Origin of the sequence: Kocuria palustris (assembly GCF_016907795.1) — a bacterium.
GTDB classification, from domain to species: Bacteria; Actinomycetota; Actinomycetes; order Actinomycetales; family Micrococcaceae; genus Kocuria; species Kocuria palustris.
The window spans coordinates 752035-765495 of sequence record NZ_JAFBCR010000001.1 but is presented as its reverse complement, the minus strand read 5'-3'; the positions used below and the strand labels follow the sequence as shown (position 1 = coordinate 765495).

Annotated in this window: 10 protein-coding genes and 2 pseudogenes; 8 read left to right on the top strand and 4 right to left on the bottom strand. The window is 70.8% G+C overall.

The genetic code is table 11. From position 1 onward, the window contains the following. Positions 1-45: 45 nt before the first annotated feature. A pseudogene (locus JOE55_RS03285) lies at positions 46-1712 on the bottom strand (FAD-binding dehydrogenase). 25 nt (positions 1713-1737) lie between these two features. On the opposite strand from JOE55_RS03285, the gene JOE55_RS03280 reads away from it, so the two are divergent. Then, on the top strand, positions 1738-3855 hold the full coding sequence (locus JOE55_RS03280; RefSeq protein ID WP_239546412.1) for a heavy metal translocating P-type ATPase: 2118 nt from the start codon (positions 1738-1740) through the stop codon (positions 3853-3855). Positions 3856-3925: 70 nt separating this feature from the next. Continuing rightward, on the top strand, positions 3926-4561 hold the full coding sequence (locus JOE55_RS03275) for a YdhK family protein (protein WP_204782016.1): 636 nt from the start codon (positions 3926-3928) through the stop codon (positions 4559-4561). Positions 4562-4652: 91 nt separating this feature from the next. Here JOE55_RS03275 and JOE55_RS03270 read toward each other — a convergent pair whose 3' ends face one another. After that, positions 4653-6524, bottom strand: a complete 1872-nt coding sequence (locus JOE55_RS03270) for an FAD-dependent monooxygenase (RefSeq protein WP_204782015.1) — start codon at positions 6522-6524, stop codon at positions 4653-4655. A gap of 218 nt (positions 6525-6742) precedes the next feature. Between JOE55_RS03270 and JOE55_RS13545 the strand changes: the two are divergent. Beyond that, positions 6743-6982 (top strand): annotated as a pseudogene (locus tag JOE55_RS13545) (hypothetical protein); the annotation flags it as partial. Continuing rightward, on the top strand, positions 6934-7224 hold the full coding sequence (locus tag JOE55_RS13540) for a LysE family transporter (RefSeq protein ID WP_390886459.1): 291 nt from the start codon (positions 6934-6936) through the stop codon (positions 7222-7224). The pseudogene JOE55_RS13545 and the gene JOE55_RS13540, both read left to right, overlap by 49 nt. 86 nt (positions 7225-7310) lie before the next feature. On the opposite strand, the gene JOE55_RS03260 is transcribed toward JOE55_RS13540, so the two are convergent. Continuing rightward, positions 7311-8504: a PucR family transcriptional regulator gene (locus JOE55_RS03260; RefSeq protein WP_204782013.1), complete on the bottom strand. Its 1194-nt coding sequence runs from the start codon at positions 8502-8504 to the stop codon at positions 7311-7313. 114 nt (positions 8505-8618) lie between these two features. Here JOE55_RS03260 and JOE55_RS03255 point away from each other — a divergent pair, with 114 nt between their 5' ends. Then, a complete protein-coding gene (locus tag JOE55_RS03255; protein ID WP_204782012.1) occupies positions 8619-9671 on the top strand; it encodes a ferredoxin reductase in 1053 nt (350 codons plus the stop codon). Positions 9672-9722: 51 nt separating this feature from the next. Then, entirely contained in the window at positions 9723-10862 is a 1140-nt protein-coding gene (locus JOE55_RS03250) for a fatty acid desaturase family protein (protein WP_239546410.1), read from the top strand. A 54-nt stretch (positions 10863-10916) separates the two neighbouring features. On the opposite strand, the gene JOE55_RS03245 is transcribed toward JOE55_RS03250, so the two are convergent. Further along, positions 10917-11507 carry a TetR/AcrR family transcriptional regulator gene (locus JOE55_RS03245; RefSeq protein WP_204782010.1) on the bottom strand — a complete coding sequence of 197 codons (591 nt, stop codon included), beginning with the start codon at positions 11505-11507 and terminating at the stop codon, positions 10917-10919. On the opposite strand from JOE55_RS03245, the gene JOE55_RS13010 reads away from it, so the two are divergent. Both JOE55_RS13010 and JOE55_RS13410 read left to right on the top strand, forming a co-directional pair. Continuing rightward, on the top strand, positions 11412-11765 hold the full coding sequence (locus JOE55_RS13010) for an MFS transporter (RefSeq protein ID WP_314301577.1): 354 nt from the start codon (positions 11412-11414) through the stop codon (positions 11763-11765). The two genes, JOE55_RS03245 and JOE55_RS13010, sit on opposite strands and share 96 nt — an antisense overlap. After that, complete coding sequence (locus tag JOE55_RS13410) at positions 11720-13438, top strand: GNAT family N-acetyltransferase (protein ID WP_314301575.1); 1719 nt, start codon at positions 11720-11722, stop codon at positions 13436-13438. Before JOE55_RS13010 ends, JOE55_RS13410 begins: the two co-directional genes overlap by 46 nt. Positions 13439-13461: the final 23 nt, after the last annotated feature.

Sequence of the window (13461 nt, the reverse complement as noted above, 5' to 3'; positions counted from 1 at the left end):
CGAGGTGTGGAATGGGCCTCTCGGAGGATGATCGCGGAGTGAGGCTCAGAGGGCCTTCGCCAGTGAGCGGCCGACCGTCCTATCTGTGAAGAGGCACCCGCCCAGGAAGGTGCCCTCCAGTGCGTTGTAGCCGTGGGCACCGCCGCCGCCGAAGCCGGCCGCCTCGCCTGCCGCGTACAGCCCGGGGATGGGCTGTCCATCGGCGCGCATGGCCCGGCCAGCGAGATCGGTCTGGATCCCGCCGAGGGTCTTGCGGGTGACGATCCACCGGCGAACGGCGATCAGGGGGCCGTGGGCGGGGTCGAGGATCCGGTGCGGCTTGGCGATGCGGGTGATCTTGTCGCCCAGGTAGCGCCGGCTGTTACGGACGCCCATGGCCTGGGCGTCCTTCGAATACGGGTTGGTCATCTCGTGATCCCGTGCTCGGGGGATGTCCTCGACCTCGGTGAGCTCCAGGAGGTCTTCGCCGGTGAGGGCGCTCATGCCCTCGACGAGCTCCGGCAGCGTGTCCGCGACCACGAAGTCCTCGCCGTGGTCCATGAAGTCCTGCATGGGCCCCGGGACGCCTGAGCCCAGACGGCTCTTGAGCAGCAGCTTCAGGTCCCTGTTGGCGATGTCGAGATTCTGCTCGGAGCCCGACAGCGCGAACTCCTTCTTGATGATCGACTGATCCAGGATGAACCAGGAGTAGTCGTACTCGGAGATGTCCGGGGTGGCGCGCAGGAGCTCCAGGGTGCCCAGCGTGTCGTAGCCGGGCAGGCCCGGGGCGAGCAGCTGGCGCCCGCGCGCATCAAGCCAGACCGACGATGGACCGGGGAGGATCCGGATCGCGTGATCGGGCCAGACGGGATCCCAGTTCTGCAGGCCCTCCGTGTAGTGCCACATCCGATCCCGGTTCACGAGCCGGACGCCCTGATCGGTCGCGATGTCCAGCATGCGTCCGTCGACGTACTCCGGGACGCCGGTGATCATCTTCTGCGGCGGCGTGCCCAGGCCCGAGGGCCACCACTTGCGCACCTGCTCGTGATTGCCGCCGATGCCGCCGGTGGCGATGACGACGGCCTGGGCACGCAGCTCGAAGCTGCCGCCGGGATTGCGGCTGGACGGCGCACCGCGGCGGGCGGCATCCGGCTCCAGCACGGTCCCGAACACGCCGGTGACCTGGTCGCCGTCGAACAGGAGGCCGTCGACCTGATGCCGGAAGGCGAAGCGCACCAGAGCTGATTCGGCAGCCGCCCGAGCCTTGGCGACGAACGGGTCGGAGATGCCAGTGCCGGTGCCCCAGGTACGCGGAACCTCGGCACGGAGTTGCCGTGGCCGCGTGCGGTGAGGTCGCCTCGCTCGGCCCAGCCCACGAGCGGGGTGAATTTCACACGCAGCTCCTTCAGCCATGGGAGCTTGTTGCCGGCCGCGAACTCGACGTAGGCACGGCCCCACTGCCGGGCCCATTCGTCCTCGAGGTGCTCGCCCTCCAGGCGATCCCAGGCTGCCGAGCCCTGCCAGTCCTGCCAGGCGAGCTCGAAGGAGTCGCGGACCCCCAGCCTGCGCTGCATGGGGGAGTCGACCAGGAAGAGGCCTCCGAACGACCAGTGCGCCTGGCCGCCGAGGTTGGCCTCGTTCTCCTGCTCGTCGACAGGCGGCCGACGGGGCGGCTCGGCGGAGCCGGTGCCGCTGGGGGCGGGTGCGCCGGTCGATTGGATCTCATACCCCATGGGGGTATAGTCATGTGTAGGAGGAATGGTGGAAACGACGCACTCACAGCATCAGCAGCACGGTCATCCGGCCGCGCACGAGGAGCATGACCACCAGGACCATGGCGGCCATGAAGGCCACGGGGGACATGGAGGTCACGGCGGTCATCACGACCATGTGGCCATGTTCCGCCGCCTGTTCTGGATCTCGGTGGTCCTGGCGATCCCCACGGTCCTGCTCAGCGGGGCCTTCGCGCATCTGGTGGGCTACGACCTGCCGGACAGCCCTGTCATCGCCTGGATCCCGGCGATCCTGGGCACCGTGCTCTACGTCTGGACCGGCCGCCCGTTCCTGACGGGCGCGGTCGACGAGATCAAGCAGCGCAGCCCCGGCATGATGACCCTGATCGCCCTGGGCATCACCGTGGCCTTCCTGGCCTCGTGGGGAAGCCACCTGGGCCTGCTGGACCCGCAGCTCGAGTTCTGGTGGGAGCTGGCGCTGCTGGTGGTCATCATGCTGCTGGGCCACTGGGTCGAGATGGCCTCCCTGGCGCGCACCTCGAGCGCTCTCGATGAGCTGGCGGCGCTGCTGCCCGACGAGGCCGAGCTGCTCCAGGACGACGGCTCCACGCGCACGGTCGCGCCCTCGGAGCTCAGCGTGGGGGACCGTGTGGTCGTCCGCCCGGGGGGACGCATCCCGGCCGACGGCCGCGTCATCGACGGCCAGGCCGACGTCGACGAGTCCATGGTCACCGGCGAGTCCACCCCGGTGTCCCGTGGCGAGGGCGAGCGGGTCGTGGCCGGGACCGTGGCCACCGATCGTCCCCTGACCCTCGAGGTCACCGAGATCGGCGAGGACACCGCTCTGGCCGGCATCCGCCGTCTGGTTGAGCAGGCGCAGTCGTCGTCGACCCGCGCGCAGCGCCTGGCCGACCGTGCCGCGGCACTGCTGTTCTGGTTCGCCCTGGGGGCCGCGGTGATCACCGCGGTGGTCTGGACGATCGTCGGCACCCCGGACATGGCCCTGACCCGCGTGGTCACGGTGCTGGTCATCGCCTGCCCGCACGCCCTGGGCCTGGCGATCCCGCTGGTCGTGTCCATCTCGACCGGTCGGGCCGCCCGTCAGGGCGTGCTGGTCACCGACCGCAGCGCGCTGGAGACCATGCGCGGGATCGACACCGTCGTCTTCGACAAGACCGGCACCCTGACCCACGGCGAGCCGGCCCTGCTGGGCGTCGAGCTGGCCGATGATCTCCCCGTGGGCCTCGACGAGGACCGGCTGATCGCCCTGGCGGCTGCGGCGGAGGCTCGCAGCCAGCACCCGCTGGCCCGTGCCATCGACCAGGCTGCGCAGGATCGCGGTCTGGATATCCCGCAGGCCTCGGGGCACGACAGCTCCACGGCGATCGGCGTGTCCGCGGTCGTCGACGGCGCGCAGATCCGTGTGGGCGGTCCCGGACTGCTCGAGCAGACCGGCGCACAGGCGCTGCCCTCCGAGCAGTGGGACCGCGACGGCCGCACCGTGCTGCACGTGCTGCGCGACGGCCGCACGATCGGTGCGCTCGCCCTGGCCGATGGGGTGCGACCGGCCGCCCGCGAGGCGATCCAGGCCCTGCACGATCTGGGCATCGAGACCGCCATGCTCACCGGCGACGCCCAGAACGTGGCCGAGGCCGTGGGTCGAGAGCTCGGGATCGACCGGATCGAGGCGCGGGTGCGCCCCGAGGACAAGAACGAGCGCGTCAGCGATCTGCAGTCGAAGGGCCGCAAGGTCGCGATGGTCGGCGATGGTGTGAACGACGCCCCCGCCCTGGCTCAGGCGGATGTCGGTCTGGCCATCGGCGCGGGCACGGACGTGGCGATGGCCTCGGCCGGGATCGTGCTGGCCTCGGACGATCCGCGCTCGGTGGTCTCCGTGGTCCGGCTGTCCAGGGCGTCCTACCGGAAGATGGTGCAGAACCTCTGGTGGGCCGCCGGGTACAACCTCATCTCGGTGCCGCTGGCCGCCGGCGTGCTCGCCCCGATCGGCTTCGTGATGCCGATGGCCGTGGGCGCGCTGCTGATGGGCGCCTCGACCGTGGTGGTCGCGCTCAACGCCCAGACCCTGCGCGGACTGGACCTCTCGCCGGAGGCGTCCGTGCAGTGGGCCTCACGCCAGGGCTGACGCCCTCCCCACAGGGCCGCAAGGCCCGCTATCCAGCACGGCAACTGAAGAATCAGAGGAGATCGATCACATGAACAGGACCTTCAGGACCACCGGCGCGGCCGCTGCAGCAGCGGCAGGGCTGCTGCTGTTGAGCGCGTGCGGCACCGGTGAACAGGATCAGAGCGCCGGAGGCGGCCACGAGGGCCACTCGGCCGCTGCGTCGTCGACCTCGGAGTCCTCGGGCGCCGCCTCCGAGAACGCGCACGAGGGCCACTCCGAGGAGGGCGGGCATGCCCACAATCCTGACGGCGGGCCTGCGCCCGAGGGCATCCAGGAGGCGTCGGACCCGACCTTCGCCGTGGGGGACACGGTCCGGGTCACTGCCGATCACATGCCCGGCATGGAGGGCGCGGAGGCCACCGTCTCCGGGGCCTTCGACACAACCACCTATTCCGTGTCCTACACCCCGACCGATGGCGGCGAGCCCGTGGAGGACCATAAGTGGGTCGTGCACGAGGAGCTGCAGGACCCGGGCGAGGCACCGCTGGCCGACGGCACCGAGGTCGTGCTCCAGGCAGATCACATGGAGGGCATGAAGGGTGCGGAGGCGACCATCGACAGCTCCACCGACGAGACCGTCTACATGGTCGACATGACGATGGACGGCATGGAGATGACGAACCACAAGTGGGTCGTGGAGAGCGAGCTCGAGCCGGTGGAGTGATCCATCGGCGACAGCGTCCCGAGCATGTCGCGGACGAGCTGCGCCCCGGTCGCCAGGCGACGGCCGGGGCGCAGCCCTGTTCGGTGAGGGGTCAGGCGCTCGGGGCCACCATGTTCTGCGCGAAGAACTCGGCGATCTCGTCCCTCGCACTCAGCGGCAGGACATGGGCCACGTACATGTCCGGACGCTGGATCACCAGTGCGCCTGAGCGGTCCACCTGGCGCAGGTCGAAGATGTCGGCGTCCTGATCGGCGGCGAAGACCTCCTCGCGATCGGTGAGCCCGTACGGCCCCACCTTCGGCAGGAACAGCGACGGGACATCGGCCAGCTCGATCTCCGTGTACGGCTGCTGGTAGATCACCTTGGCGTCGAACACGCTGTTGAGATCGGCGCTGGCCGGCGTGAAGCGGCGCACGGGCGAGTCCTCGGAGCCCTCCAGCCATTCGGCCAGCTCCCGGACGGCGGAGCCGTCCTGGTCCGCGAACGCGTACAGGCGCCACCGGCCGTCGGCCTCGAACAGGTGCCCCAGCTCTCGTGGGGACGTATCGGCCACTCGGCGCACGGGCGCGGAGTGGAAGCGCTTGCCGATCGGGAAGCCGGCGGCCAGATGCTGGTGGGTATCCTGGCCGATGATCGACGACGCCGGGTACTGCGTGGCGAAGCCGTTGGGGAACTCGGCGTTCTCGGCGTAGAAGCGCCCGACGTCCTGGGGGTCGTCGAGCTCCTCCGGGCGCTTGGACATCATGGACGACCATTCCTTGTCGAACGCGATGAGGTTCTCGGCGATCTGCTGCCGCTCGGCCGAGTACGTGGCCAGCAGCGAGGGATCGCTGCGGCCCTCGAGCACCTGCCCCAGCTTCCAGGCCAGGTTCCAGCCGTCCTGCATGGAGACGTTCATGCCCTGGCCGGCCTTGGCGCTGTGGGTGTGGCAGGCGTCGCCGGCGATGAAGACGCGCGGGTCCTGGCTGCCGACCCGATCCACGGGGACGTCGTCGAACTTCTTGGCCACCGTGTGGCGCACCTCATAGACGCTGAACCAGGTCACCTCCTTCACGTCGATCGAGTACGGGTGCAGGATCTGATTGGCGCGCTCGGCGGCCTCCTCGACGGTCGTGGCGCGCAGCTGCTCGCGGTTGCTGTCGTCGATATCGCCCAGGGACACGTAGAACCGGAACAGGAAACCGCCCTCACGGGGGATCAGCAGGATCGAGCCGTGCTTGTCCGAGAGGATCCCGCACTTCTGGCGGATGTCCGGGAAGTCGGTCTCGGCCAGCACGTCCATCACCGCCCAGGCATGAGCGGACGGGTCCTTCTCGACCTCGATGTCCGTGCAGTCGCGCACCCGGCTGCGGGCTCCGTCGTTGCCGATGACGTACTTGGCGCGCACCGTGCGCTCGCGGCCCTGGGGATCGCGCAGCAGCACCTTGATCGGATGCTCCTGGGACTCGTCCACCTCCAGCTCCAGGAACTCATAGCCGTAGTCGGGCGTGATCCTGGCCGGGCCGCGCTCGGCGTACTCGGCGAAGTAGTCGATGACCCGTGCCTGGTTGACGATCAGGAACGGGAACTCGCTCACGCCCGAGGGCGGGTCCTCGGCTCGCACGCCGCGCATGATCCGGCTGGGATCCTCGGGATCGGGCCCCCAGAAGTGCACATCGACCAGCCGGTGCGCCTCGGCGTTGATGCGATCGAAGAAGCCGTAGGCCTGGAAGGTCTCGCTGCTTCGGGCCCAGAGTCCGTCGGCGCGGCCTACCTCCAGGCGGCCCGGGCGGGAGTCGATGATCCGCGTGCTGATGCCGGGGTAGCGCGAGAGCTGGGCGGCCTGGATGATCCCGGCCGGTCCCGCGCCCACGATGAGCACGTCCATGGTGTCCGGCAGGTCCGTCGGCCGATCGACTCCTGTGCCGGCCGGCTCCTTCACAAGCGGATCATGGGCGACGTATCCGTGGTGGTGGTACTGCACAGTGCACCTCTGTCTTCCTCGCCGGGTGATGCTGCGGTCGTCGGACGGATCGGATCGATCTGCGGTCCTGACGACGCGGCAGGCATCGGGACATCTTGAACGTTACGTAGATCACACGCCGGGGTCCAATATCTGGAACTGAATGATCGGCAGCGGGGAGGGGCAGGGTCTGCTGACGGACGGTGTGATGAGTAGCGGCCGCTCCGGTCCTCGGGCTCAGCATCGGCTACGTCGTGGTGGCCTTCGTGGTGGCCGCGGGGATCGGACCGCTGATCGCCGCGGTGCCTCTCGCGCTGACCGCGGTGACTCTCGTGGGGGCGGTCTATCTGATCGTGCTGAGCATCGGAGTCCTGCGGGCCCCGCGCCCCGATGTGGGCTCGCTGGCCTCCTCGGTGCAACAGGGGCGGCGCTGGCCGCGCCGAACGGGCGATCGATCATCCGTCAGGGCGCCACGGTGAGCGCGCTGAACGCCAAGTCGCTCGTGTTCTTCGTGGCGTTCCTGCCGCTGTTCGTCTCCCCGTCGGCCGCCCTCCCGCTGTGGGTCCAGCTGGCGGTGCTGGGCCTGACGTGGGCCGCGATGGTCGCGGTCTTCAACCTCGTCCTGGGCCTGGCCTCCCGCCGGCTGCTCACCGGTCAGCCGACGGCCGCCGGGATCATCAGCCGCGTCACCGGCATCGCCATGGTGGTCATGGGGCTGTGACTGATCGGCGAGCGGATCTGGGCCCTGGTGGCCCACCAGGGCTGACCCGACGGGCCATCGCGGTCCCGAGCCGACGACCGAGCCGCTCAGGCTGTGGCGTCGTGCTCCCGGGCGCGCAGGGCGAGCTCCAGCTCGAAGCGCGACTGCGGATCATCGAGCTGATCGCCGAACAGCGCGCGCAGCTGATGCAGCCGATAGCCCACGGTCTGGCCGTGGACGCCCAGCTCCGCGGCCATGGGGGAGCGGTGCCCCTGGTGGCGCAGCCAGGACAGCAGCGTGGCGCGCAGTCGGCCCTGCGGGCCGTCCTTGAGGTGGCGCAGGGGCCCCAGCCGCTGCTGGGCGAGCTCGTCCACGAGCACCCGGTTGCTCGTGAGGATCAGCTGGGGGAGGTGGTCGGTGACCCAGCGGGCGGAGCGGTCCTGGGGCGCATCCGCGGCCAGCAGCCCGCGGGCGGTCTCGGCGAGGGCCAGGGACTCGCCGGCCGCGCTCCACGGCCTCCCGGGCCCGATCATGGCGTCGTGCCCGGCCAGCGCGGTCTCCAGCCCAGCCCGCTGCGCGGCGCCGAGCGGCTCGGGGGCGATCAGCACCGCTCCGCTCGCGCGCGTCAGCAGAAGGCTGCGGTCATCGAGCCGGGTGCGCAGGCGGGCGTGGTGGTCGGTGTCCAGGACGGCGACGACGATCCGCTCCGGCAGTCTCCAGCCGGCCGCAAGCGCGGCAGCGCGCACGGCGGCCTCGTCGGCGTCGCCGCGGATGAGCAGGGTGGCCGCCGCCTCTCGCAGCCGGTCCCGCTCCCCGGCGCGCTCGGAGCGCTCCATGGCGTAGCCCTCCGCACCGGCGGCGGAGAGCTCTTCGATGTAGGCGAAGACCGACTCGGCCAGCCCCACCAGCACGGCAGCGCCGTAGCCCGCGGCCATGGTGTGCTGGGACAGCGAGTGCAGGGTGGTGCGGGCCCCGGAGCGGTACGCCGCGAACAGCGCGTTCAGGGGCCGGCCCTGCTGGAACTCCCGGTGACCCAGCCCCAGATGGAGCCGGTGCTGCTCCTCCGTCAGGGCCTCGTGGTTGGTGCCGAGCACCTCTAGGAAGCGGGCGAGGGAGACCAGCACGCGCTGGCGGGTCGGCTCTCGGGAGGCGCCTCGCAGCACCGCGGCGTAGTCGGGGACGTCGTGCTGGGCGGCTTCCAGGAGATCGTCGGCCACGGTCTCGAGGTGCGGCAGGAGCACTGCCGAGAGCCCCTCCGGGAGCATGGCCCAGGGCTGCTGCCGGGTCTGCCACTTCCCCATGGGGGCTCCTCGTCGTCGAGCTCGTCGAATTCATCGCCGCACAACAGTTCACGGTGTCCGAACAGTATCCCTGATGACGAGAGCGGAAGGCCACGGCCGGAACAGACTGGTCTCATGCACCGTCCGACCCTGCTCTCCCGCGCCGCCTCCGTATTCACCACTCCCCGCTCGCCCCAGGACTTCCTGCGCCTGGTGGATCCCCTGGCCAGCTCGCGTCAGCTGCGGGGGGCCGTGACCGCCGTCGTGCCGGAGGGGCCCGACGCCGCGACGATCCGCTTCCGCCCCGGTCGAGGGTGGCAGGCGCACCAGCCGGGCCAGTGGGTGCGCATAGGCGTGGAGATCGACGGCGTGCGCCACTGGCGCTCCTATTCGCTGAGCTCGGCCGGCGACGAGGACCCGGCCATCACGGTGACGGCCTACGGTCTGGTCTCCGAGGCCCTCGTGCGCCGGACCCGCCCCGGCAGCATCCTGTTCCTGGACCGGCCCGAGGGCGACTTCGTCCTGCCCTCGGCGCCTCGGCCCCTGCTGATGCTCACCGCCGGCAGCGGCCTGACGCCCGTGATGTCCATGATCCGCACGCTCGTGCCGCGGCGCGTCGATGCCGATGTGGTCCTGGTGCACTGCGCCCCCAGCGCGCCGCGCAGCCTGTTCCGCGAGGAGCTGGCCGAGCTCGCGGATCAGTTCCCGTCCCTGCGGGTCGTCGAATGGCTGCGCGAGGACCGCGGCCGCCGCCTGGATCTGGCGACCCCCGACGATCTCGCGGCGGCCTGCCCCGACTGGCGCGATCGCGCCGCCTACGCCTGCGGACCGGGGAGCTTCCTCGATGACGCCGAGAGTCTCTGGGCCCGCTGCGGCGGTCACCTCCAGGTCGAGCGCTTCGCCGCCCCCGTCGCACCGGGCCCGCCCGGGGACGGGGGACCGGTGGTCTTCGAGGCCTCGACCGTCGAGACCGTCGCCGACGGCACCCAGACCCTGCTGGAGGCGGGCGAAGCCGCCGGCATCGCACTGCCCAGCGGCTGCCGCATGGGGATCTGCCACTCCTGTCTCACCCCGCTGGGCTCCGGGCGCGTGCGCGACACCCGGACCGGTCAGATCCACGGCGATCCCGGCGATCTGATCCAGACCTGCGTCTCCGCCGCGGCGGGACCCGTCAGCCTGCGCGCCTGAATGCTCGCGACCACCCCCTCAGCTCCCATCACCGCACCTGGAGGATCCTCGATGACCATCGCCCCGCAGCGCCTCGACCAGCCGCTGGAGACAGAGTCCGAGGCTCCGGCTCATTGCGAGCCGGCGCCCCGACCCCGCACCTCCGCCCACCTGAGCAGCGAGCAGATCGACGAGCTGGGCCGTGAGCTCGATGCCCTGCGCGCCGAGATCATCGATGCCCGCGGCAGCAGGGACGCCGCCTACATCCGTCGGGTGATCGCCGTGCAGCGCAGCCTGGAGCTGGCCGGGCGAGCCGCCCTGCTGCTGGCCAGGCACCGTCCTGCCTGGATCGCCGGGACGGCCATGCTCTCGGTGGCCAAGATCCTGGAGAACATGGAGATCGGCCACAACGTCCTGCACGGGCAGTGGGACTGGATGCGCGATCCGGACATCCACTCGCGGACCTGGGAGTGGGACTTCGTGACCCCGGCCCGCGCCTGGCAGCACACCCACAACGACCTGCACCACGTGTGGACCAACGTGCTGGGCAAGGACCAGGACATCGGCTACAACCTGCTGCGCATGGACGAGGATCAGTCGTGGACCCCTCGCAGCCTGGGCAACCCGCTGTACAACGCGGTGCTGGCCCCGTTCTTCGAGTGGGGCATCGCGATCTACGACCTCGAGCTCGAGGACTACCGACGGGGTCTCAAGTCCCGCGAGGACCTGGTCCTGGGCCTCAAGGCCCTCGGCCGCAAGTTCGTCCGCCAGGCGGCGCGCGACTATGCGGCCACCCCGGCCGTCGCCGCTCTCACGGGCTCGGGCCGTCAGGCGCTGACCGCGGCCCTCGCGGCGAACGCGGTGCGCAACGTCTGGGCGCACGCCGTGATCTTCTGCGGTCACTTCCCGGCGGGCGCCGAGACGTTCACCGAGGAGCAGATCGAGGGGGAGACCCGGGGCGACTGGTACGTGCGTCAGGTGATCGGCTCCGCCAACATCTCCGGCTCCCGCCTGCTGCACATCATGACGGGACACCTCTCGTTCCAGATCGAGCACCACCTCTTCCCCGACCTGCCGTCGAACCGGTACCCGGAGGTCGCGGTGCGGGTCCAGGAGATCTGCCGGCGCTACGGGCTGCCCTACACGACCGGCCCGCTGCCCAAGCAGGTCGCCTCCGTGTGGAAGCGGGTCTGCCGCCTGGCGCTGCCCTGACCCGACGGGGGCTCTGCGCGCCGCTCGCCGGCGGCCTGCAGAGCACCGCAGAGCTCAGGCCCCGGGCTCCGCGGAGCGGTGCCCCTCCGGCAGGGGATCGTGCTCGGCGGCGGCGGCCACGACGTCGTCGAAGGTCTCCCGGAAGATGCCGCTGAGCAGCGCGGTCGCGTCGTTGTCGGTCCCGGCCAGGTCGGGCAGGCGCAGGCTGAGGATGGTGTTGATCAGCATGCCGTGGGCCAGGAACGCCCGGGTGCGCTGCTGCGACAGTCTGATCTCGAAGCGCAGCAGGCGGTAGATGCTCAGGAAGCCGTCGCGGGCCATGGGCCCGAAATGCGGGTCGTGGCCCATGCTGAAGAGATGGCTGACGGTGCGCAGCACGCCGGGCTGGTGCATCAGGCGCACGTAGGCGAGTCCGAGCCGGTCATCGAGCGGAGCCTGGGCCTCGGCCTCCTGGGCCGCGGCGCTGCGGAAGGCCTCCTCCGTGCGCTCGTGCGCACGCTGGGCGACCTCGGCGAACAGCGCTTTCTTGGAGCCGAAGGTCCGTACCACATAGGCCTGGCTCACTCCCGCGGCCAGGGCCACGGCATCTGTCGTGGCGCCGGTGTAGCCGCGCTCGCCGAAGACCCGGCTGGCGGCCTCGAGCATCTGCTCCCGGCGCTGGGCCGCCGTCGGGTCTTCCTGGGCGACCTGATCATCTTCACCCTGGCCTCGATCGCCCGCGGGCTCAGCAGCGAGGTCTGGATGCTCATCCTGGCCCGAGCGATCCAGGGTGCCGGGGGAGCGGCGATCATGCCGCTGTCGCTGACCCTGCTGTCCACATCGGTCCCGGAGCAGATGCGCCCCCCCTGGTTAGCGGCGTGTGGGGCGGAGTCTCCGGCCTGTGCATCGCCCTCGGTCCGCTGATCGGCGGCGCGGTGGTCGAGGGTCTGAGCTGGCAGGCGATCTTCTGGCTGAACATCCCCAGCGGAGTGCTGTGCCTTCCTCCGATCCTGGCTGCACTTCCGGAGTCCTACGGACGGCCGCAGCGCCTGGACCTGCTGGGGCTGGCGATCGCCGGTGTCTTCCTGGTCGTCTTCGGCATCGTGCGCGGCGAGGAGGCCGGCTGGTCCAGCGGCGAGGTCCTGGCCTCGCTGATCGGCGGCGGCGCGCTGCTGATCGCGTTCATCGCCTGGGAGGCTCGCGCCCCGGAGCCCATGATGCCGCTGCGTCTGTTCCGCAATCGCAGCTTCGCCGTGGCCAACATCGCGGGCGTGCTGTTCTCGCTGGGCATCTTCGGGGCGGTGTTCATCCGCATCCAGTTCCTGCAGGTGGCTCAGGGCGCCTCGGCACTGAAGGCCGGCGGGCGGACCATGCCGTGGACCATGGCGCCGCTGGTCGTCGCGCCGCTGACCGGGGGGCTGATCACGCCCAAGATCGGACTGCGTCCGGCGATCGTCGCCGGGCTGGCGTGCATGACGGCGAGCCTGGTGTGGATCGCGCTGGTGCTGGAAGCGGATGTCGACTACCTCCGTCTGGTGTCTCCGTTCGCACTGGCCGGCATCGGCATGGGGCTGGTGTCCGCCCCGATCGCCTCCGCCGTGCTGGAGGGGATCGCCTCGGAGGACCAGGCCGTGGCCTCCGGGACGAACTCGACGGCCCGTGAGATCGGCGTGGCCCTGGGCATCGCGGCGCTGTCGGCCGTGTTCACGACCGCGGGCGGCGAGCTGAATCCGGACGGCTTCATCGACGGCGCCGTTCCCGCGATCGCGGCCGGTGCCATCGCGCTGGCCGCTGCCACGCTGGCAGGACTGCTGCTGCCGGGATTCAAGCCGGTGCGGATCTCCCCGCTGACCGGCGAGCCGGTGGTCCGCCACCGCGCCGAGTCCCCCCCCGGGCCAAGCACCTGCCTCGTTGAGGACTCTGGGTCCGCGGCGCAGTCGAGGCCCGGTCCTAAGCTGACGCCTATGAGCGCCTTCCTGAGCATCCCCGTCCTGCGCGGTGCGCTGGCCTCGCTCGTCCCGCTGGGCGACGAGCACGCCGAGGACCTGGCGGATGCCGCCGGACAGCACGGCATGCAGTCGCTGTGGTACACCCGCATCCCTGCTGCCGATCCAGCGGACGTGGCCGAGGAGATCGCGCTGCGCCACCGCCAGCACGCCGACGGCTCCATGGTCCCGTGGGCCGTGCTCGATGCCGACGGCCGCGCGGTCGGGATGACCACGTTCATGCACATCGAGCCCGAGCATCGGCGACTGGAGATCGGCTCCACCTGGCTGGCCCCCAGCGTGCAGGGGACAGGGGTCAACCCTCAGATCAAGCTGCTGATGCTGGCCCGGGCCTTCGAGGACCTGGACTGCATCGCCGTCGAGTTCCGCACGCACTGGCACAACCGGCAGTCCCGGGCCGCGATCGCCGCACTGGGGGCCAAGCAGGACGGCGTGCTGCGCAGCCATCAGCTCATGGACGACGGCTCGCTGCGCGACACCGTCGTCTTCTCGATCACCGCCGCGGAATGGCCGATCGTGCGCCGCGGTCTGCTCGAGCGGTTGCGCTCGCGGCATGGGATCGAGCCCGCCGATGCCCTCGGCGGGCCCTGAGCGTCCGAGCGGACGGGCCCGCC

Excerpts from the sequence above, each read along its gene's own strand:
- JOE55_RS03275 (WP_204782016.1), top strand. The coding sequence starts at position 3,926 with ATGAACAGGACCTTCAGGACCACCGGCGCGGCCGCTGCAGCAGCGGCA.
- JOE55_RS03245 (WP_204782010.1), bottom strand. The coding sequence starts at position 11,507 with ATGCTCGAGGCCGCCAGCCGGGTCTTCGGCGAGCGCGGCTACACCGGC.
- JOE55_RS03255 (WP_204782012.1), top strand. The coding sequence starts at position 8,619 with ATGCACCGTCCGACCCTGCTCTCCCGCGCCGCCTCCGTATTCACCACT.
- JOE55_RS03250 (WP_239546410.1), top strand. The coding sequence starts at position 9,723 with ATGACCATCGCCCCGCAGCGCCTCGACCAGCCGCTGGAGACAGAGTCC.
- JOE55_RS03260 (WP_204782013.1), bottom strand. The coding sequence starts at position 8,504 with ATGGGGAAGTGGCAGACCCGGCAGCAGCCCTGGGCCATGCTCCCGGAG.
- JOE55_RS03280 (WP_239546412.1), top strand. The coding sequence starts at position 1,738 with ATGGTGGAAACGACGCACTCACAGCATCAGCAGCACGGTCATCCGGCC.